The 22,281-nt window shown below is 34.1% G+C and carries 17 protein-coding genes; 2 read left to right on the top strand and 15 right to left on the bottom strand.

Going from position 1 to position 22,281, the window contains the following annotated elements; genetic code table 11:
* Positions 1–33: 33 nt before the first annotated feature.
* The 4 genes from WBQ70_RS04820 to WBQ70_RS04805 form a co-directional block, all read right to left on the bottom strand.
* On the bottom strand, positions 34–576 hold the full coding sequence (locus WBQ70_RS04820; protein WP_423911290.1) for a hypothetical protein: 543 nt from the start codon (positions 574–576) through the stop codon (positions 34–36).
* A 197-nt stretch (positions 577–773) separates the two neighbouring features.
* On the bottom strand, positions 774–2,636 hold the full coding sequence (locus WBQ70_RS04815; RefSeq protein WP_423911288.1) for an ABC-F family ATP-binding cassette domain-containing protein: 1,863 nt from the start codon (positions 2,634–2,636) through the stop codon (positions 774–776).
* A gap of 298 nt (positions 2,637–2,934) precedes the next feature.
* The gene (gene rimK, locus WBQ70_RS04810) at positions 2,935–4,308 is read right to left on the bottom strand and encodes a 30S ribosomal protein S6--L-glutamate ligase (RefSeq protein WP_423911286.1); all 1,374 of its coding nucleotides are present in this window, start codon (positions 4,306–4,308) and stop codon (positions 2,935–2,937) included.
* Between the two features lie 144 nt (positions 4,309–4,452).
* Positions 4,453–7,002, bottom strand: a complete 2,550-nt coding sequence (locus WBQ70_RS04805) for an ATP-dependent Clp protease ATP-binding subunit (protein ID WP_423911284.1) — start codon at positions 7,000–7,002, stop codon at positions 4,453–4,455.
* 256 nt (positions 7,003–7,258) lie between these two features.
* On the opposite strand from WBQ70_RS04805, the gene gyrA reads away from it, so the two are divergent.
* A complete protein-coding gene (gene gyrA, locus WBQ70_RS04800) occupies positions 7,259–9,907 on the top strand; it encodes a DNA gyrase subunit A (RefSeq protein ID WP_423911282.1) in 2,649 nt (882 codons plus the stop codon).
* A gap of 44 nt (positions 9,908–9,951) precedes the next feature.
* Entirely contained in the window at positions 9,952–11,226 is a 1,275-nt protein-coding gene (locus WBQ70_RS04795) for a tetratricopeptide repeat protein (protein WP_423911280.1), read from the top strand.
* 73 nt (positions 11,227–11,299) lie between these two features.
* Here the strand turns inward: WBQ70_RS04795 and WBQ70_RS04790 are convergent, their stop codons facing one another.
* From WBQ70_RS04790 to rmuC, 11 genes are all read right to left on the bottom strand, one after another.
* The gene (locus WBQ70_RS04790; RefSeq protein ID WP_423911278.1) at positions 11,300–12,052 is read right to left on the bottom strand and encodes a shikimate dehydrogenase family protein; all 753 of its coding nucleotides are present in this window, start codon (positions 12,050–12,052) and stop codon (positions 11,300–11,302) included.
* 2 nt (positions 12,053–12,054) lie between these two features.
* On the bottom strand, positions 12,055–13,449 hold the full coding sequence (locus tag WBQ70_RS04785; protein WP_423911277.1) for a tetratricopeptide repeat protein: 1,395 nt from the start codon (positions 13,447–13,449) through the stop codon (positions 12,055–12,057).
* A gap of 135 nt (positions 13,450–13,584) precedes the next feature.
* A complete protein-coding gene (locus tag WBQ70_RS04780; RefSeq protein ID WP_423911275.1) occupies positions 13,585–14,781 on the bottom strand; it encodes an aspartate aminotransferase family protein in 1,197 nt (398 codons plus the stop codon).
* A 179-nt stretch (positions 14,782–14,960) separates the two neighbouring features.
* A complete protein-coding gene (locus WBQ70_RS04775) occupies positions 14,961–16,592 on the bottom strand; it encodes an OstA-like protein (RefSeq protein WP_423911274.1) in 1,632 nt (543 codons plus the stop codon).
* 244 nt (positions 16,593–16,836) lie between these two features.
* Complete coding sequence (locus WBQ70_RS04770) at positions 16,837–17,697, bottom strand: sulfurtransferase (RefSeq protein WP_423911272.1); 861 nt, start codon at positions 17,695–17,697, stop codon at positions 16,837–16,839.
* A 43-nt stretch (positions 17,698–17,740) separates the two neighbouring features.
* A complete protein-coding gene (locus tag WBQ70_RS04765; protein ID WP_423911270.1) occupies positions 17,741–18,445 on the bottom strand; it encodes a transposase in 705 nt (234 codons plus the stop codon).
* A gap of 14 nt (positions 18,446–18,459) precedes the next feature.
* Positions 18,460–18,675, bottom strand: a complete 216-nt coding sequence (locus WBQ70_RS04760) for a hypothetical protein (RefSeq protein WP_423911268.1) — start codon at positions 18,673–18,675, stop codon at positions 18,460–18,462.
* A gap of 273 nt (positions 18,676–18,948) precedes the next feature.
* On the bottom strand, positions 18,949–19,128 hold the full coding sequence (locus WBQ70_RS04755) for a hypothetical protein (protein ID WP_423911266.1): 180 nt from the start codon (positions 19,126–19,128) through the stop codon (positions 18,949–18,951).
* A gap of 489 nt (positions 19,129–19,617) precedes the next feature.
* The gene (locus WBQ70_RS04750) at positions 19,618–20,157 is read right to left on the bottom strand and encodes a YceI family protein (protein WP_423911264.1); all 540 of its coding nucleotides are present in this window, start codon (positions 20,155–20,157) and stop codon (positions 19,618–19,620) included.
* 224 nt (positions 20,158–20,381) lie between these two features.
* Complete coding sequence (locus WBQ70_RS04745) at positions 20,382–20,747, bottom strand: 6-phosphogluconate dehydrogenase (protein ID WP_423911263.1); 366 nt, start codon at positions 20,745–20,747, stop codon at positions 20,382–20,384.
* A gap of 5 nt (positions 20,748–20,752) precedes the next feature.
* The gene (rmuC, locus tag WBQ70_RS04740) at positions 20,753–22,123 is read right to left on the bottom strand and encodes a DNA recombination protein RmuC (RefSeq protein ID WP_423911261.1); all 1,371 of its coding nucleotides are present in this window, start codon (positions 22,121–22,123) and stop codon (positions 20,753–20,755) included.
* Positions 22,124–22,281 lie beyond the last annotated feature (158 nt).

The following is a 22,281-nucleotide window of genomic DNA, read 5'->3' as shown; positions in this document are numbered from 1 at the left end:
GGTTCTAGTTAAATTTTAGTGCAAAAATATTGATTAACGATGAATTTCTTTTGCTCGGTTTGATCTCCAGTCATTTTCAAAATATGTAGCATCTTCATTGTTGCGAGGGTGAACGCCCAATACAACGTGACCATCTTTAATTCCTGATTCATAAATTTTTGCTCTGTCTTCAGGAATACCAGATCCAACCAAAGCCCCTATAAGTCCTCCAGTGATACCTCCAGCACCAGCACCAGCTAATCCTGCTGCAAGTGGTCCCGCAATAATCAATCCTAAACCAGGAAGAACGACACTAGTTCCTAAAGCGGCTACCACGCCAACAATAGCACCAATAGTCCCTCCAATTGCAGAACCTGTTCCTGCGGTTTCTGCAGCTTTGCTTCCTAGATCTGAATGGTCATTTTTGTCTGAGTAATATCTCTCTCTCGTTTCATCGGACATGATAAGATTAATATCATCTTTAGCATATCCTCTTTCATGTAAAGTATTGTATGCTCTTTCTGTACTTTCACGATCTTCAAACATTCCTGTTAAAATTGGTCGTTTATTTTCTCCTGTGTTGTGTGTATTTTCCATTTGTATTTATTTTTATTTGTTATTAACTTTTACAAATGTAGAGAGGGGATGACTTATGTTATTTATAGAATTTCTGGAAAATGTTATATGTTGCTAATTCATAGATTTTTTATAATAAATTTTGCATAAAAAAAATCCCTAATAAAATTAATTTATTTAGGGATTTAGTTTTAGGTAAAAGATATGATTATCAGGGTTTATCCCTCCATCTTGGCCGAAAGTTCAAACCATCGTTCTTCCTTCGCTTCCATCTTACTGATAAGGTTTTGCAATTCTCTACCTTTCTTTTCAATATCAGTATCAACTACTTTACCATCAGCAAAAAGTTGTTCGATTTTCGCTTTGTCAAGTTCTAGGTCTTTGATTTCACGCTCTATTTTCTGGAATTCTTTTTGTTCGTTAAAGCTTAAGTTTCCTGTGGGATTCTTTTGCTTCCATTCTTTTTTCTCTGTTTTATTATCTTCTTTTTGAGCAACATCAGCACTGTCTTCGTAGCTTCTAAAATCAGAATAGTTTCCAGGGAAAGTTTCAATCTCACCTTGTCCTCTAAAAACAAATAACTGATCCACAATCTTATCCATAAAGTACCTGTCGTGAGATACCACAAGCAAACAGCCAGGATAATCCATCAAGAAACTTTCTAGAACATTCAAAGTCACGATGTCTAAATCGTTAGTAGGCTCATCGAGAATCAAGAAGTTCGGATTCTGAATCAAAACAGTACACAAATATAAACGTTTCAATTCGCCACCACTCAATCGGTCTACAAAATCATATTGTTTTTTAGAGTCAAAAAGGAAACGCTCCAATAATTGCGAAGCCGAAATCAATCGTCCTTTCATCAACGGAATAAATTCTCCGTATTCTTTAATGACATCAATAACACGTTGTCCTGGTTTTGGGTTGATTCCGCTTTGGGTATAATACCCCACTTTGATGGTTTCACCAATCACCACTCTACCACTGTCAAGAGGTAAAGTTCCAGTGACCAAGTTCAAGAAAGTTGATTTTCCAGTTCCATTTTTACCAATAATTCCGATGCGTTCTCCGGGTTGGAAATCAAAACTAAAGTTGTCTAAAATGACATGGTCTTTGAATTTTTTCGAGATTTTGTGTAACTCGATAATCTTGTTCCCCATGCGTTCCATGTTGATTTCAAGTTCGACCTTGTTCTCCTTACGGCGACTTTGGGCTTTTTCCTTGATTTCATAAAAGTCATCTTGACGAGATTTCGATTTGGTAGTTCTCGCCTTCGGTTGGCGACGCATCCATTCCAATTCTTTTACAAATAAGTTTTGTGCTTTATCTACACTCGCATTTTCTGAGGCGATGCGTTCCTCTTTTTTTTGTAAATAATACGAGTAATTTCCTTTGTATTGGTATATTTTTCCGTTGTCCAATTCGATGATTTCGTTACACACACGTTCTAGGAAGAAACGGTCATGTGTTACCATAAACAACGTAATGTTTTCTTTTGCAAAATAGCTTTCTAACCACTCAATCATCTCCAAGTCCAAGTGATTCGTAGGTTCATCCAAAATTAATAAATCAGGACGGTTAATCAAGATAATTGCTAGTGACAAACGTTTTTTCTGTCCACCAGAAAGGTTTTTGACCTTCAACTTGAAATCTTCTAATTTTAGTTTGAACAAAATCTGCTTGTACTGCGTTTCAAAATCCCAAGCATTGTGCTGATCCATTCCGTCAAAGGCTTTTTGGTAAGCCTCTTCATCTTCGGGATTTTCTAATGCTTTTTCATAAGCCTCAATGATTTTCAAGGTTTCATTGTCGGACGCAAAAATACTTTCTTCAATTGTCAATTCGTCTTGCAAATTATTGTCTTGTGAAAGAAACGCCATACGGATGCTCTTCCGCAAAATAACTTGCCCTGTATCAGGCTCGTCAAAACCATTGATGATGTTCATAATGGTGGTTTTTCCCGAACCATTTTTGGCAATAAAAGCAATTTTTTGATCCTTGTTAATCCCAAAAGAGATGTTTTCAAACAGGGTGCGTTCTCCAAAGGATTTTGATATATTTTCGACTGAAAGGTAATTCACGAGTGTATTTTTTTTGCAAAAGTAAACTATTCCATTGTATTTGAGTAGTTATAGAGAAAGGTTTTAGGCAAAGAGATAAGTTTTAAAGGAAGATATGGAAGTTTTAAAAAAAGTTATTCCTCTGAAACCATTCCTGCTTTTTGTTACAACTATTTGGTTTCGTCTCCTTTTTTACGTACTGGTAATATCTTTCTTTAGGTGCTCTACCATTACAAGAAAAAGTTATTTTTGACCTGCATAGGCTTGCCACTACAATCAAGCTTAAAAAAACACTAGAGTTTATTGTGTTAGCAATGACTTATTTAGGTTTTACAAAGTTCTTTTCAATAGCTTTAATCATTTCTCCTGCAATGTCTTTATTGGTAGCGCCTTCAATTCCTTCTAGTCCAGGAGAGGAGTTAACCTCTAGTAATAATGGGCCTTTTGAAGAACGAATAATATCTACTCCTGCTACTTTTAGATCCATAGCTTTGGTGGCTTTAATAGCGATTCTCTTTTCTTCGGCTGTGGCCTTTATTACGGATGCTGTACCTCCTAAGTGGATATTGGCTCTAAATTCACCTGGCATAGCTTCTCTTTGAATAGAGGCTACTACTTTACCGTCAATAACAAAACAACGAATGTCTTTTCCGTTAGCTTCCTTAATAAATTCTTGAACAAGAATGTTTGCATTAACACTTTTGAAGGCATTAATAACACTTTCAGCAGCTTTTTTTGTTTCTGCAAGAACGACACCTTTACCTTGTGTGCCTTCCAATAATTTTACTATTAATGGTGGTCCACCAACCATTTTAATTAAATCATTCGTATCCAAAGGGGAATTGGCAAATCCTGTTGTAGGAATGTCGATGCCACTATGTAGTAATAATTGTAACGAGTATAATTTATCTCGAGATTGCGTAATGGCACTGGCTGAGTTTAAGCAAAAAACCTTTAGAGCTTCAAATTGTCTGGTTAAGGCACATCCGTAAAAAGTGATACTTGGTCTAATTCGTGGAATAATAGCATCAAATTTATCTAAGATAAGACCACCGCGATAGTGAATTTCTGGTGTTTTAGCATCCAAACGCATGTAACATTCTTTAATGTTTAAAAAGTGCATTTCATGTCCACGCATTTCGCCAGCTTCCATGATTCTTTTATTGCTATATAATTCAGGATTACTAGCTAGCACACCAATACGTAAACCTGTACTAGCTTTTTCTGAATTTTTGTATAAATCTTTAAGATTGTCAGTAGAGGGTTGTCCTAATAAATAATTTTGTTCAGGGTCAACTAATATTCTTCCGCTCATAGCTTCACGTCCTAAAAGCATTCTAAAACCCATGGAATCTCGATTGGTCAATGTCATTTCGATTGTCCATATAGAATCTCCAATTTGTAGTGTGGTTTGAATTACATATCGTTGTTCTCTAAAACCGCTTGAGCTTTTTACGATTCGTTTATCGATCAAAGGGGCTTCGCAGTGTATTACTGTTTTTTGATTGTTTTGAATAGGGTTGATGTCAAATTTCACCCAATTAGTTTCGTTTTTTATGAATGGGGCAATGTTTACAGCATGTAAAGCTGAGGTTTTAGCGCCTGAATCTACTCGTGCTTTTATTGTTGGAATTCCTAATTCAGGAAAGGAACACCATTCTTCACTACCGAGTATCATTTTATTTTGAGACATATTTTTGGGTTTGTTTGATCTATTTTTAGAAGGGGTAAAAGTAGATATTGTTTTCCGAAATAAAGTGGAAATATATTTAAAAAAAACAAACCCGTTATGTTAATAAAACGTAACGGGTTATTTTAATTATTAGTTCATTTTAATTTATGGGTTGGTAGCTTCTCCAGCTTTATGAATGGCTACTGATAGTTCTTGAGAACCATCTTCAATATCCATGAATATTTCATCGCCAGAATGAATTTTTGAACTAATAATTTCTTCAGCAAGCGTGTCTTCCACGTATTTTTGAATGGCTCTTTTTAGTGGTCTGGCACCAAATTGCTTATCAAATCCTTTTTCGGCGATAAAGCTTTTTGCTTTGTCAGATAACTTTAAAGCATAACCTAATTCAGCAATTCTTGCGTATAGTTTCTTTAATTCTATTTCAATAATTAAATCGATGTCTTCTTTCTCTAAAGCATTGAATACAATAACATCATCAATTCGGTTTAAAAACTCTGGAGCAAACGTTTTCTTCAAGGCATTTTCAATAATGCTTTTAGAATTATCGTCAGCTTGTGCTACTTTGGCAGCAGTTCCAAAACCAACACCTTGACCAAAATCTTTCAACTGTCTTGCGCCAACATTAGATGTCATGATGATAATAGTATTTTTAAAGTCAATTTTTCGACCTAAACTATCTGTCAAATACCCATCATCCAATACTTGTAGCATCATATTGAAAACATCAGGATGTGCTTTTTCTATTTCGTCTAATAATACTACAGCATACGGTTTTCTTCTTACTTTTTCGGTTAGTTGTCCGCCTTCTTCGTAACCTACGTATCCTGGAGGTGCTCCTACTAATCTAGAAATAGCAAATTTCTCCATATATTCACTCATGTCAATACGAACTAAAGCGTCTTCAGAATCAAATAATTCTTTAGCTAATACTTTAGCTAATTGTGTTTTACCTACACCTGTTTGTCCAAGGAAAATAAATGATCCAATTGGTCTGTTTGGATCTTTTAAACCCGCTCTATTTCTTTGGATGGAGCGAGCAATTTTTAATACCGCTTCTTTTTGGCCAATTACTTTGCTTTCGATTAATTCAGGTAATTTAGCCAGTTTGTTGCTTTCTGTTTGTGCAATACGATTTACAGGGATACCAGTCATCATAGAAACAACATCGGCAACATTGTCTTCGGTAACTTCGATACGGTTGTTTTTAGCATCTTCTTCCCATTGTTCTTGAGCGATAGCTAAATCTTTTTCAAGGCGTTTTTCATCATCGCGAAGTTTGGCTGCTTCTTCATATTTTTGTTTTTTAACAACAACATTTTTAAGCTCTCGAATATCTTCTAATTGACGTTCTAAATCCAAAATCTGTTTTGGAACTTCGATATTAGTAATGTGTACTCTTGAGCCTGCTTCGTCTAAAGCATCAATAGCTTTGTCTGGAAGGAAACGTTCAGACATGTATCTGTTTGTTAATTTAACACAAGCTTCAATAGCTTCTTGTGAGTAAGTAACATTATGATGGTCTTCGTATTTGTTTTTGATATTATTTAAAATCATAATCGTTTCATCAACAGATGTTGGTTCGACAATGATTTTTTGAAAACGTCTTTCAAGAGCACCATCTTTTTCAATATATTGTCTATATTCATCAAGTGTTGTTGCTCCAATACACTGGATTTCACCTCTTGCTAAGGCAGGTTTGAACATGTTAGATGCGTCAAGTGAGCCAGTTGCTCCACCAGCACCAACAATAGTATGAATTTCATCAATGAAAAGAATAATATCATCGTTTTTTTCTAATTCGTTCATAACTGCTTTCATTCGCTCTTCAAACTGACCGCGATATTTAGTGCCAGCAACAAGGCTAGCGAGATCTAAAGTAACTACTCTTTTGTTAAATAGAATACGCGATACTTTCTTTTGAATAATGCGCAAAGCTAAGCCTTCAGCAATAGCAGATTTACCCACACCAGGTTCTCCAATTAGAAGGGGGTTGTTTTTTTTGCGTCGACTCAAAATTTGGCTTACACGTTCAATTTCTTTTTCACGTCCTACAACTGGGTCTAATTTTCCTTCTTCGGCCATTTCAGTTAAATCTCTACCAAAATTGTCTAATACTGGTGTTTTAGATTTTTTATTTGACTTATTTGAAGGATTGTTGAAGTTGCCTTCTTTTAGACTGTCATCTTGTCCTAGATCATCATTGTATGAATCTGTAGCTCTAGGTAAATTTTCTAAGAATTCTTCTTCGTTTGGTGTCATATTTAGATATTGTTCTTTAGCTATATCATAATCTATTTTAAGTTTATTTAATAGCTTGGTTGTTGGGTCGTTTTCGTTTCTTAAAATACAAAGCAATAAATGCGCAGTACTAATAGAGGTGCTTTGAAAAACTTTAGCTTCTAAGAAAGTAGTTTTTAAAGCTCTTTCAGCTTGTCGGGTCAGATGCAGGTTTTTCTTTTCAATATTAGTCTCTGTGCTAGGTATTGCGGGGCTTAGAATTTCAACTTTTCTCCGTAGGTGTTCTAAATCAACAGAGAGACTGTTTAATATATTTATCGCTTTACCGTTACCATCCCTTAAGATGCCAAGCATTAAATGTTCGGTCCCTATAAAGTCATGACCTAGTCGCAAAGCTTCTTCTTTGCTATAAGTAATAACGTCCTTTACTCTTGGTGAAAAATTATCATCCATAATAATATATATTGGTATCAGTAAATTTAGTGAATTAGTATTTTAAAAACAAAAATCATTCCTTTAACTAGTCTTGACAGCTAATTGACGAAAAAAATAGTAAATTACCTCGAAAGAAGGTTTATTTTATTAAACAAATCAGTCTTATTTTTGTTAATAAATCATTGAAATTAGTGTATGGAAAAGCTTTGAAAAATTTCAAAAAGCTGTATATTGGCACGTTTTGAAACTAATATAATATTTAATATAATAACTTATGTCTGAAGGAGAAAAGTTAATTCCTATTAACATTGAAGATGAAATGAAAACGGCCTATATCGATTATTCAATGTCGGTAATTGTATCAAGGGCACTTCCAGATGTTAGAGATGGCTTGAAACCAGTACATCGTAGAGTGCTATTTGGAATGCATGATTTAGGGGTGAACTCAAGATCTGCTCACAAAAAGTCTGCAAGAATTGTTGGGGAAGTTTTAGGAAAGTATCACCCACATGGAGATACTTCTGTATATGACGCTATGGTTCGTATGGCTCAAGAATGGAGTATGCGTTATTTATTAATTGATGGTCAAGGTAACTTTGGATCAGTAGATGGGGATAGTCCAGCAGCGATGCGTTATACAGAAGCTAGAATGCGTAAGATTTCGGAGGAAATTTTAGCTGATATAGACAAAGAAACAGTTGACTTTAAATTGAACTTTGATGATACGTTACAAGAGCCAACAGTAATGCCAACACGTGTTCCTACGTTATTGATCAATGGAGCAACAGGAATTGCAGTAGGTATGGCAACTAATATGCCACCACATAATCTTACAGAAGTTATCAATGGTACTTTGGCCTATATGGACAACAATGACATTGAAATTGATGAATTAATAACACATATTAAAGCACCGGATTTTCCAACTGGTGGTGTGATTTATGGTTATGAAGGTGTTCGTGAAGCATTCAAAACAGGTAGAGGACGTGTTGTAATGCGTGCAAAGGTTGGTTTTGAAGAAGTGGATGGTAGAGAGTCGATTATCGTTACTGAAATTCCATACCAAGTCAATAAAGCAGATATGATCAAACGTACTGCTGATTTGGTAAACGAGAAAAAAATTGAAGGAATAGCCAATATTCGTGATGAATCAGATAGAAACGGTATGCGTATCGTTTATATTTTGAAACGTGATGCAACTCCAAATGTGGTATTAAATACCTTATATAAATACACACAATTACAATCTTCATTCAGTGTTAATAATATTGCGATTGTAAAAGGTCGTCCGCAAATGTTGAATCTTAAAGATTTAATTTACCATTTTGTGGAGCACCGTCACGATGTAGTGATTAGAAGAACGCAGTTTGAATTGCGTAAGGCTGAAGAAAGAGCGCATATTTTAGAAGGTTTAATTATTGCTTCAGATAATATTGATGAAGTGATTGCTTTGATTCGCGGGTCTAAAAATACCGAAGAAGCAAGAGAAAAATTAATCGAAAGATTCAAATTATCGGACATTCAAGCAAGAGCAATTGTAGAAATGCGTTTGCGTCAATTAACAGGTTTGGAGCAAGACAAGTTAAGAGCTGAGTATGATGAGTTAATGAAATTAATTGATCACTTGAAAGCGTTATTAGCTGATGTTAATTTAAGAATTGCTTTGATCAAAGAAGAGCTTACCGAAATTAGAGATAAATACGGAGATGAGCGTCGTTCTACTATTGAGTATTCAGGTGGTGATGTAAGTATCGAAGATTTGATTGCTGATGAAAATGTAGTTATTACAATCTCACATGCAGGATACATTAAGCGTACGAACCTAACAGAGTACAAAACTCAAAATAGAGGTGGAGTAGGGCAAAAAAGTGCTGGAACAAGAGATCAAGATTTCTTAGAGCACATGTTTGTGGCTACAAATCATCAATATATGATGTTCTTTACTCAAAAAGGAAAATGTTTCTGGATGCGCGTTTACGAAATTCCAGAAGGAAGTAAAACCGCTAAGGGTAGAGCAATTCAAAACTTAGTTAATATTGAAAGCGACGATAAAGTAAAAGCGTTTATTTGTACACAAGATCTAAAAGATCAAGAGTATATCAAAGGGCATAATTTAGTAATGGTAACCAAACAAGGTCAAGTTAAAAAGACTTCTTTGGAGAAATATTCTAAGCCTAGAGTAAATGGAGTTGCTGCTATTACAATTAAAGATGGTGATGAATTATTAGAAGCTAAATTAACAAACGGTGAAAGTCAAATTATTTTGGCTGTAAAATCAGGTAAATTAGTTCGTTTTGAAGAAACTAAAACACGTCCGATGGGAAGAACAGCTTCTGGAGTACGTGGAATTACTTTAAAAGATGAATCGGATGAGGTAATTGGAATGGTAACTATTGATAAAGACAATATAAACGATTCCCAAATTTTAGTAGTAACTGAAAATGGCTACGGTAAACGTACTAAACTGGTTGATGAAGACGGTGAGGATGTTTATAGAATTACCAATCGTGGTGGTAAAGGAGTTAAAACGCTGAATATCACTGAGAAAACAGGTAGTTTGATTTCTATTAATGCCGTTTCTGATGCTGATGATTTGATGATTATCAATAAATCAGGATTGACTATACGAATGGCTATTGAAGATCTCCGTGTTATGGGACGTGCAACTCAAGGAGTAAAATTGATTAACCTTAAAGGAAAAGATTCAATCGCTGCAGTTACTAAAGTAATGAAAGATGATGTTGAAGAAATAGTAGTTGATGAAGAAGGTAATGTTATTGAGACTGTTGCAATCGAAAGGGTAAAACCAGTTCTTGAAGTTTTGGAAGATGATGGTGTTTCTGACGAGGACGAAGAGGACGAAGAGGAGATAATCGACGACGAGGATGAAGCTGATGATGATTCTGATGACGATGAATCATAGTAAATTTATTTTAAGCTAAACTAACTAATTTAAATATTATAATTATGAAAAGTAAAAATGTAATACTTGCATCAGCATTATTGATATCGGTAGCTACTTTTGCTCAAAAAGATCAGCTGAAAGCAGCTGAAAAAGCATTGAAAAAAGGAAATATTCAAGAAGTGGATAGTCAATTAAATCAAGCTGAGTCCTTAATTTCCGGTGCTTCTGATGCTGAAAAAGCTCAATATTATTTTTTGAGAAAAACCGTTTATATGGATGCGGTGGATAAGAATATTGAAGTTGATAAAAATCTATCTTTGGCAGCCAAAGCTTCATTGGAAGTTGTAGCTGTTGAAAAAAAAGCAGGCAAATTAGAGTATACTAATGAAGTGCTTAAAACAATCTCTAAGGTAAAAGATAGGTTGATTAATGGGGCAATTGCAGATTCAAAGGAAGAGAAGTTTAAAGAGGGAGCTTCAAAATTATATGATGCTTATTTATTAGATAAAAAAGATACTTTGAATTTGTATTATGCTGCAAGTTTTGAGTTGAATGGTAAGGATTATGACCGAGCTCTCATAAATTTACAAGAGTTAAGGAAATTAGGTTTTACAGGTAAATCTAAAAATTTTGTAGCAACTAGTGTTATCTCAGATAAAGAAGAGCCTTTTGCAACTAAAGAGGAAAGGGATAGAATGGTAAAGCTGAAAACTCATATCAAACCTAGGATTGAAGTAGTGGAATCTAAACAAGGTGAAATTTATAAGAATATCGCTTTGATTTTGATTCAACAAAAAAAGAATGATGAGGCTAAGAAAGTGATAGCAGAAGCTAGAGAATTGAACCCAAAAGACGCTTCGTTGGCGGTAACTGAGGCTAATTTATATTTAGAATCGAAAGATTTTGTAACGTATAAAAAATTGGTTTCGGATATTTTAGCTAAGAATCCAAATGATGCCGATTTACTATTTAACTTAGGAGTTGTTAGTAATAATGCTAAAAACAAAGCAGAAGCGCAGGAGTATTATTTAAAAGCAATTGAGGTAAATCCTAAATATATTAATGCTTATGTTAATTTGGTAGCCTTAAAGTTAGAGGCTGAAACGCCAATTAATGCAGAGATGAATAAATTAGGAACATCTGATAAAGACAATAAAAGATATGCCGTACTGAAAGAAGAAAAGAAAAAAATATATCAAAGTGTCATTCCTTACCTTGTAAAGGCGTTAGAAATTGATCCTAAAAATAATGATATAGGAACAACTCTTATGAGTGTTTATGGTGCATTAGAGATGTCAGCTGAAAAAAAAGCGTTAAAAGCAAAGTTAGGTAAATAACCACATTTTTAATTAGATTAAAACAACAAACCCGCTTAGTTTCTAAGCGGGTTTATTGTTTTTATGTCTTTTTTTATTTATTCCAAATTTCCCAAGATTTTTCAGCTTGGTATTCAAGCATACTTAAGCCATTTTTGGTTTGTGCCCCTTTGGCTTTTGCATTTTTAAGAAATTGGGTTTCGGCAGGATTGTAAATTAAGTCGTAAGCAATATGTTTTTTTGAAAAAAAATCGTAAGGAATGGCAGGAGACGCTTCAATATTTGGGCTTGTCCCTACAGGAGTACTATTGATGATGATATGGTATTCATTAAAAAATTCTTCGTTTAATTGACTATAGTCTATAGTATTTTCTTTGTTTCCGCGGGAGACAAAAATGTAGTCGATTCCTAATTCTGATAAAGCAAAAGCAACACCTTTGGAAGCACCACCAGTACCCAATATTAATGCTTTTTTATGGTGCGATTGTAACAAAGGTTCTAGTGATTTTTTAAAACCGTAGTAATCAGTGTTATACCCTTTTAGTTTTCCTTTTTTAGTAAACTTTATCGTATTTACAGCTCCTATTTTGGCTGCTTTTTTAGATAATTTATCTAAATAGGGAATAACCACTTCTTTGTATGGAATTGTTACATTGATTCCTTTTATTTCTGGTTGATTTTCTTTTACAATTTCAGGGAAAAGTTCGATTTCAGTAATGTCAAAATTTTCATAACTACAGCCTTCGTAGTCTCCTGATTCGAATTTCTCTTTAAAATAACCTCTCGAAAAAGAGTAGCTAATATTTTTACCTAGTAAACCAAAGCGTTTTTTGTTAATAGCAACCATTCTTATTTTTTATGTTTTGCAATATAATTTTGTACTGTTTTTTTTGTCCAAACGATCGGGAAAAGATCTTCAAGTATGATATAGTTGTCAAAATTAAGGCGCAATCCATTACTTAAATGGAATTTAGCTTTAACATTGTCTTGAGTCATAAAGTATAATCCTGCTAATCGGTATTCTATTTCATTGGATTCAGGGTAGAATTCAGTGGCTTGCAGTAGGGTTAGTATGGCGCCATCAAATTCACCTAAGAATTGTAATAAGTCCACCCAAAACAACCAGGTATCTAGTTCTGTATCGCCAAATTCAACTGCTTTTCTATAACCAAACTCTGCTTCTTCAAAAAAGTTCATTTGTTTATTAATAGTGGCGTATCTTTTCCAATATAATTTATTTTGATTGTCAATAGCTAATGCTTTGTTGACATAAAATAATGCTTTCTGAAAATTGTTTTGACGAACATAGAAATCTGTAATAGCAATCCATCCTTTGTCTAAAAGAGGGTCTTCGTGTACCGTGTCGTTGAAAAACTTTAGAGCAAATGCCGTATTTCCAAGCTTTTCATGACATTTTCCAATTCTTAATAAAGCATAGGAAGTGGCATCATCTAGTTCAATCGTACGTTTGTAGCTCTCAATTGCTTTTTCGTATTGATTCAAACGTTCGTAAGCTTTTGCTTTTTCCATATAAGCGCCTAAGAAATCTTCATCTATTAAGGTCGCGTAATCAAAAGCACGTATAGCTTCATCGTATTGTGTCAGGCCATAGTGCAAGCGTCCTTTTTGATGCCAGGCAATTTCGCTGTAGGGGTTTTTGTCTATGTATTGATTTAAGTATTCAATTGCTTCTGCGTTTTGGTCTAAAAACTCAAAACAATACACAACATTATACAAGGCAGTTTGATCTTCTAAATCTTCTTCTAAACAATTGATAAAGCTCTCTTTTGCTTGTTCAAGATTGTCCATGAATAAGTATTCCATTCCAATTAAATTATACACATCAGCATAATCATCGGTGAATTTTAAAGCAATTTTCAGGTATTCTACTGCTTTTTCATGTTGGTCTCTCTTAGAACAGATATTTGCCTTCTGAATGTAGATTTCTTCATTGTTAGGCTCAATAGCATAGAGTTCATTGAGTAATTTTTCGGCAATTTCTAGCTTATCCTCAAAAATCAGCATTTCTACTTGTACCAATTTCAAACCAGTTGATTTTGGGTGTTGGTCTAAAGCTAACTTAAGAGCTTTTTTAGCTAATGCAGTCTTACCCATATCTAGATAATGAAGAATGATTTCTTCAAATTCTTCGGAGTCAAAAAAGAAGACCTTATTGGTTTTCAACATCGACTCAAATTTAGATAAAGATAAGTTGTAGTTTTCTTCTTCGTCGCTTAATTGCATACTGTTGTTTTTTTTAGAATTTAGCCTATTTAAAGTTAGGCATCATTACTTTTATGAGGAAGAAAAAAGATAATTGTTGTGAACAATTTAATTAACAATCTCAAATGAGTTAATTAATGATGGTTTTGTTATAAATTATTGGTTTCCTATTATTAAAGCTACTTCGTTCATTACCTCTATCATTGTTGCACAACCTTCACGAATTTCTTCTTCGGAAATAGTCAAAGGAGGGGTAATCCGTATGGCACAACCTTCAAAAAGGAGCCAAAATAATATTAGCCCTTTTTCTTGACACCTTAAAATTACTTCATTTGTTATGTCTGCGCTTTTTGTCATTGGCGCAAGCATTAATCCTTTTCCTCTTATTTCTTGTATCAAAGGGTGTACCAAAAGTGATCTAAAGAGCTTTTCTTTCTCTAAAGTCTCTTGCATTAGATCCGTTTCGATGATTTCTTGTAAAGTTGCTAAACAGGCTGACGCAATGACAGGGTGACCACCAAAGGTTGTAATATGCCCTAATTTAGGATTTTCAGTCAATAAATCCATCATCGCTGATGAGGCTGTAAAAGCACCTACAGGCATACCGCCACCCATTCCTTTGCCCATTGCTATAATATCAGGAACAACATCATAGTTTTGAAAACCAAACAGTTTTCCTGTTCTACCAAAACCAGGTTGGATTTCATCCAAAATCATCATCGCTCCCACTTCGGTACAACGTTGACGTACTTTTTTTAAATAATCATTAAATGGTTCTATAAAACCAGCACCGCCTTGAATGGTTTCTAATAAAACCCCAGCTGTTTTAGTGGTAATTTTCAGTAAATCTTCTTCGTTATTAAAAGTGATAAAATCAACATCAGGAAGTAAGGGTCTAAATGCTTGTTTTCGTTCTTCAAAACCCATGACACTCATTGATCCCATTGTATTGCCATGATAGGCATTATGACAAGAAATTAACTGGCTACGTTCTGTAACTCTTCGAGCAAGTTTTAACGAACCTTCAATTGCTTCGGTACCGGAATTGACTAAATATGTTTTATTCAGTGGAGCAGGTAGGAGTGAAGCAATTAATTTACAATATGCCACAGCTGGACTTTGCGAGTATTCGCCATAAACCATAACATGCGAATATTTGTCCAACTGGTCTTTAATTGCTTGATTGACCCTCGGGTGTTGATGCCCTAAAGTACAAGCCGAAACACCAGCAACAAAGTCTAAATATTTCTTGTTATTAGTATCATAGATATAAGAACCTACAGCATGCGAAACTTCCATACCCAAAGGATAAGGAGAGGTTTGTGCTTGGTATTTTATAAAGTCAGGATTCATGTTTTTGTTATTTATTTTAGTCCTTAGTTATTAGTACCTAGTCCTTAGTCCTTTTTTAGATCACGTATATTGAGCAATGGACTAAGTGCTAATAACTAACTTACTCTTACTCCATATTTTTTAGCTCATGTTTTATAAAGCTATAAACTGGGTACTAATAACTAAGGACTAAAAAAAAACTACTTCTTTTTCTTCCTCTTATCGTAATCCAGTGTTTCCTTTCGTATTTTCATAGGAACATTTATTTTTCCTTTCTCTACTTCGCCTTCTTTAACTAGTTTATCGTGGAGTTCATTGTCTTCGTCTGAGAAAATATCGTCTTTGGTTTTAATGCGTTCGTCACCGCGCCAGTTTAAACCTCTCAGTTTTCTAGCATTTTCTGGTAGTTCATCTTCTGGATAAATATCGCCATCAACTTGTTTGTAAAAGGTGATTGTTTCAGCAGTATTGTTTTCTAAAATCATATTGATTTTACTACTCACATTTTTATTGATACCTATCAGCTCCTGTACCTCGTTACGCATATAGTAAATTACTTCGGCATTTTTAATCACATCTACTTCGTGGAGTTTTCCATCAACAAATTTACCATATAAATTCAATCCCTTGACTTGATTGTAGCCCGTTCCTATAGTGTCCTTAGAGACCATAAATGTATTGTTGAGGACTTTTAGGGAATCCAATTTTCGCGTGGTGTTATCGCCTATCAAGTGCATAATATCACCAGTGATTTGGTTTTCACCATTCCAAAGAATTGGGTTTCCTATGAGTTTAGTCAATGCATTTTTAGAACTCGAATGAAGCGAATCGCATTTTCCACTCATATCCACTTTAAAGAAGCGAACATTGTTAAAAGCTCTAATCACTCTCGAACCTTCAGGTCCAGTAACCATCAGCTTTTTTCCGTGAATGTAAACCGAATCCTTATCGACTAAGTTGATCGCTACCGCTCTTTTGGTCACAAAAAGCGAATCTTTCTTTTTGTACATTTCAGCATAATGTCCTTTGACGATTCCTTTATTGATGGTATCTGTAATTTTTACATTTCGAGTTGCCGATGCAAATTCTTTATTTCGATCATAATACAAACTATCGCCTTCAATTAAACGGTCATCATACCTAATATAAGATTTTCTCAGAAAATGCGCCAAATTCTTTTTCGTATCATAAAACCCTTTTTCAGTATAAATATAATTGGCTTTACTGGTAATTGTGGATGGACCAAAGAGATACGAATGTCCTGAATTACTGTAATAGTCTAAATGATTTGATTTAATCACATACGTTGGATTTGTGATAGTTACGGCCGTCAAAAACTGAAACTTTTTTTGCGTAGCATAATAACGACCTGACTTTGATTTCAAAACATTATCACGGTTCGTAATAATCCCATTTGTATTGTAATACACCTCCTGAGTATTTCGGTTAAAGTTTATAGTGTCCGTTGCTAAAGTAGCATCAGGCGAGCTCATTACAGCATTTCCCGTAGCAAATGCCTGTTTCATATTACCATTGTACTCTGCATATTTACTGTTGAGGTAAAGGGTGTCTCCTTGTACAATTTGCACATTTCCAAAGGCTTTAATGTAGTTTTCTTTCTGAAAATAATACGCCTTGTTACATGTCAAAACAACTCCATCATGCAATACACTTACATTTCCAGTAAGTAAAAAAGCATCGGGTATTTCGGTTTCATTTACATCTGCAAAGTCAGAATGTTCAATGATGATTTTCTTCGGTGTTTGCGCCTCAATAGCATGGGAACTAAGTAAAATCAAACAAAAACTGATATAAAATAGGAATTGCTTCAAAGGATTTATTTTTTGCCAAATTTAGGAAAAAACCAACCAATCTACACCTCAAAATCTTCCAAGTTTTCAAAAGAGTGTCATAAAGTTTTATTAACACTATTTTTAACTAGGGTGTGCCTCTATTGTGTCAAGAGGCTTACTATTCTTTGTATTAATAAAGCCCCTCGCAACAATGCTGTTGGTGTGAGAGGCGCACTCCGTTAGTTTCTAGCGGAGCCGTGTACTCGATTGTGCGTTCGGGTTTTTATTTATTAATAGTTTTCGTTTCAATTAATTTATTATTTCTACTCCATTCACTCCACGAACCTACATAAAGTTTTGGAATTTCCAGTTCAGCGTATGCCATTGCTAAAAGTGAATGACAAGCTGTAACTCCAGAACCACAATGAACAATTATATTTTCTGTGTTGATGTGTCCAAATACTTTTTCATATTTATGTTTTAGCAAATTCGGAGTTAAAAACAATCCGTTTTCGTCCAAATTTTCAGTAAAAGGAACATTTATTGATCCTGGAATATGTCCAGCAACTAAATCTATTGGTTCTGTTTCTCCGTTATATCGTTCTTCATCACGAACATCAATAATGATATGATTTTCGGTTTTCGACAATTTTTCAACTTCTTCCATTTCTGCAATTTTCAATTTCCAATTTTCAACCTTATATAATTCAGTTTTGTTGGTTACTTCAGTATTTGAACTAACTGGAAAATTTATTTTTTCCGCTTCTTGAATTCCGCCATTTAAAACTTGAACTTGTTCGTGTCCAACTGATTTCAACATCCACCATAATCTTGCTCCTGCATTTGAACCATTTTTATCATCGTAAATTACGATATGGCTTTTTGAAGAAATTCCAAGATTTGATAACGTTTTTGCGAAATTTTCAATTTTTGGTAATGGATGTCTTCCGCCAATTGACAAATCATCTTTAATATCTGCAAGGTGTGTATTTAAATCTACAAATATTGCTCCTTCTAAATGTTTCGTTTCATAATTTGATTTTGCATTCTTTCCATTACTAACGTCAACAATAATTAAATTTTCAGATTTATATAATTTCAACAATTCTGATGCTTGGATAATTGGAGAGATATTTACATTCATTTTTTGATTTCTATTTAGGTTCATTATCGCTCGAAACTTCTAACTAATGTTTTTTGTAAATAATTAAAAACCAAGTAGTTAAAAGATTGAAATCATTTGCTGAAAACTGATAATTCTCTACTTGTTTTTGAAATCTTTTTTGAACGGCTAGTTTTCTTTTTTCGTCCAAATATAAATATTCTTTTGGATTATGGTAAGGGATATTTTTTGCAACCATATTCCAAATGATTACACCAAGTTTTCGAGCAGTTGCATTTATGGCAGATACTCTTCCTTTTCTAAAATTAATTCGATGAAAGAAATCTCTCAAAGGTGTTGATTCTTTTAAATTTCCAATTGCATTGGTAGCATTTCTGAGTGCAATTTTTAAGCGATTACTGCCTTTTGGAATTCTGCTATTAAGTACTTTTCCTCCACTAATTTTGTTGTTGGGAGTAAGTCTAAGCCAACTCTCAAATTGGTTGGCTGTACTGAATTTTTTGATTCCGTCTAAACCCACTTCACTCATTAAGATAAGTAGTGTTTGATAGCTAAAACCTTCTATTTTTAGCAAATCAACTCCTTCAAAATATTGATACCCCATCAAATTTAGGTCTATGTTTTTTGGTGTGTTTTTATTGACTCTTTTGTGAATTTTTGGATCAGTGTAATGTTGCTTTTTGTTGTGGTCATTATCAATTTGTTCGTGTAATAATTTTTCAATCTCAAGGTCGCATTCTTTAATTTGAGATTGAAGATTTTTATACATTTTGAATTCTTGGTTTAACCAAATAGATAATCTTTTCGACCATTGGTTTGTAGTGCTTTTGCCATTTCTTGCTCGGATTTTTTACAATTTCCGTTGCGTAATTCGGCTAATTTTTCGGGACTAGTTTCTCTATTGCAGATCGCTTCGATTATTTTTAAGCCTGTCAAACCACAAATATCCTTAACAATTACATCTAATCGAAGATTTAAAAGACGTAGGTACTTTTGCATTTTCTTGCTTGTGTCTGCCGCAACATTTATTAAACTGGCTCTGTGACGGCAATAAGTTCGGAGTTGTTCGGTTTGTAAATCAGGTAAAAAACTTCATGATAATAAGCCAATAGAATGTAACTTTTGAATCCATTGACAATCTTGCACATCGGTTTTTCTTCCTTTAATATTTTTAGTAAATTTACCATTACAAAGAATTACCTAAAAACCATCATTTAGCAAAACTGCATATAAGGCTTGCCAATAGGTGCCTGTGCTTTCCATTGCTACGCTCTAAATGCCATTTTCTTTAAGCCAATTAGAAATTGCTTTTAGGTCTTCATTATAAACACCAAACTCTCTTACGTGTTCTTCTTTTTGACCAACAGCTACAAAATGGCTTCTGCTTCCAATGTCAATTCCTGCTGCTTTTGGATTGACAATTTCCATTGAAATTTGATTTTGTTCTTTCATTTTTAAAACATTTTAGGATTAATAAAATGCTCAAAGAGGAAGCTCTTCCGGATAAAATAGAATATTCTAATCGGGGTTACAAAAAATTGTACCACCACTGGAGTCATCACACGCTTCCCAACCAGAATGACGCACGTGCTATTACGCAACAGTCTTTAATCGGCCTTGCATTGAGCATAGCTAATTTATGAATTTTTACGTAATGATCGTTAGCTTACGGGTTAGGGCGCGAGTCTAGGGGGAATGACGCCTAACGGCTATCAATCCTTAACTGATGCTTACATCGAACTTAATCCATCATTTTGCGAACCGTCGAGTACGTGACCGTACGCTCGGTGGTGTGAGAGGCACACTCTGTTAGTTTCTAGAGAGCCGTGTACTCGATTATTATTTTAGCGGGCCAAAAAGTGTCTTCAACAAAAATAGAGTAATTAGGATTCAGTTTCAGTATACAAATTTAGAAGCTACTTTAAAGGATTCTGTTTAATTTTAGTTGAATATTGAACTGAGTGAAACGGTTACATTTTTGGATATTTTATTTCGTACTAAATATGGAATTTGAATATCAAAATCATCTGTGTTTAATGAAAAGTCCGAAAGAATTTCGATGCCATCATCAGTATGATTTATTTTTCCCGTGATGGAGATGTCTTTTGATTGTCCATGAATTGTTATTTTTCCTTTGATTAAATAGAGTGTTGGAATAGTTGATAGAATGTTCAATTCAAATTTTTCAATAAGACCTTTGAAAGTAGCTACAGGATAGCGTCTTGTTTCTAAATAATTTTCATTAAAATGTTCTTCCATTAAACTGCGTTCAAATTGGAATTTTTTCATCGGAATTTCAAAAGAAAGATACCCTCTTTTAGTGTTCAAAGCCCCTCTGACAGCTTCGTTTTTGGCGGCAACAGGTTCGGAAATAGGTACAGAAGCTTCAAATAAAACAATAGCATTTTTAACTGTCAATATCTTTTGAGAATAGGAGGCAGTAACAAGAAAAAGTAAAAATAAGAGTAGAGGATTTTTCATAATAGAAAAATTTAGAGCTTCCTTTAAAGTTACGATTTTTTTAGGAAAATAAAAACAAAAAAACACTAAAAAATACGATTTTTAGTGTCTTTTTCTATTGGTTAATACAGTTTTAAAGAGTAGTAGTCTCTACGTTAGTTGATTAGGTTGGATTTATTTTTCATTCGCTTCAGCTAAAATATTTTTAAAGTGATTTTTTGGTTTTCAACCTGTTTCTTTAAATTTTATTGTAAATTATAAGGAGATTGCTCTTTGCGAATTTCGGTTACAAAATAATTTGTATCTCCCCACCACGGAAACGTTTTATAACGTTCTTTATATTTTAGTTTGACGTATTGTCCTTCTAAGTTTTGCAATTGATTGATTACTTCTTTGTCTTGATCTAAAACGGAGAATGAAAATATTTGTGATCCAGAAAGTCCTTGACTTAATTCTCCTTCCCAAGTTTTGAAAATCACTCCTTTGTAACTAAATTTTATTAAATGTCCAGAACGAACCCCTGTACTATAAGAGGCTGAATAGACAAAGGCGAAATAAAGGGCAGTGCATAAAATAAATATTCCGATGAAGTATCCAATGAATTTTTTCATGAGTTTTAGTTATTAAGTTGGTTGTCATCTTTATCAGCTCTAGCTAAAATGTTTTCAGGAAGTGATTTTTTAGCTTTTGCTCCCATCTTTTTTAATTTTTCGACACTCACGATGAGGTTTCCTTTTCCTTCAAAAAGTTTGTTCATAGCACCACTATATTCTATTTTACTTTCATCGATCTTTTTACCAATTTTAATTAGATCGCTTAAGAATCCTTCAAATTTATCATAAAGCGCCCCTGCCTGACGTGCAATTTCAAAAGCATTTTCTTGTTGCTTTTGATTTGTCCACATACTATCAATGGTGCGTAAAGTTGCTAATAGAGTAGCAGGGGTAACGATTACAATATTTTTCTCAAATGCTTTGTTATACAAACTGGTATCTTCATTTAATGCAATGGCAAAGGCAGGCTCAATTGGGATGAATAATAAAACAAAATCAGGGCTTTCTATTTGATATAAATCTTGATAGTTTTTGTTTCCAAGTTGTTCAACGTGACGTTTGATGGAATTGGTATGTTCTTTTAGGTAAATTATTCTTAGTTCATCATCCTCTTCGTTGATGTATTTTTCATAAGCTGTCAAAGAAACTTTTGAATCGACAATCATTTTCTTCCCATCAGGTAAATTGATTACTACGTCTGGAAACACTCTGTTTCCCTCTTCAGCGGTAAAACTTTGTTGAACTTCGTATTCACGTCCTTTTTCTAAGCCTGATTTTTCTAATACACGTTCTAGTACCAGTTCGCCCCAGTTTCCTTGCATTTTGCTATCGCCTTTTAAGGCTTTGGTTAAGTTGAGAGTTTCCTTGCTCATTTGTAGATTCATCTCGCGAAGCCCTAAGATTTGCTGGCGTAAAGCAGAGTGGTAATCGATACTTTCTTTGTGAGTATCTTCGACTTTTTTCTCAAACAACTGAATTTTGTCTTGTAGTGGTGTCAAGATATTCTTCATGTTTTCTTTGTTCTGTTCGGTGAACTTATTGGATTTTTCATCCAAGATTTTATTGGCAAGGTTTTCAAATTCCTTGGTGAATTTTTCTTGTAGTTTTTCGACTTCCTCCTTCTGCTCTTTGTTGCGCTCCCATAGGTTTTCAAAATCGACTTCTTTTTTCGAAAGTTGGATGGCAAGACTGTCTTTTTCGCTCCGAATCAATTCTTTTTCTGCCTGACTATTTTCAAGTTGTTTTTCGAATGCCGTTTTCTCATTTATAATTTGTTCTTTGTGTTGGTTCAATTGTGTGTTCAACCCATTTAGTTTTTCTTCAAGACCACTTTTTTCTGCCTGAAAACGAGCTGATAATAACATTTTTCCAATTATAAAACCAAGTGCTAACGCAATAATGAAAATCAATAAAAAAGAAATTATTGTAGGCATAGAAGTGTTGTTTTTTTATAGAGAGTAAAAGTAATAATAAATTATAGTGATGTGGTAGGGTAGTATTGAAATTTTTTTGAATCACGTAGGGACCGGTCGCGACCTGTCCGTACATGTGCCTGTTCGTACATGCGATCCAGTTTGTAATTGCATTAATT

The organism is Flavobacterium sp. (assembly GCF_049590715.1).
GTDB lineage: Bacteria > Bacteroidota > Bacteroidia > Flavobacteriales > Flavobacteriaceae > Flavobacterium.
Note: the sequence above shows the minus strand (reverse complement) of the source record. Positions and strands in the feature narration are given on the sequence as shown.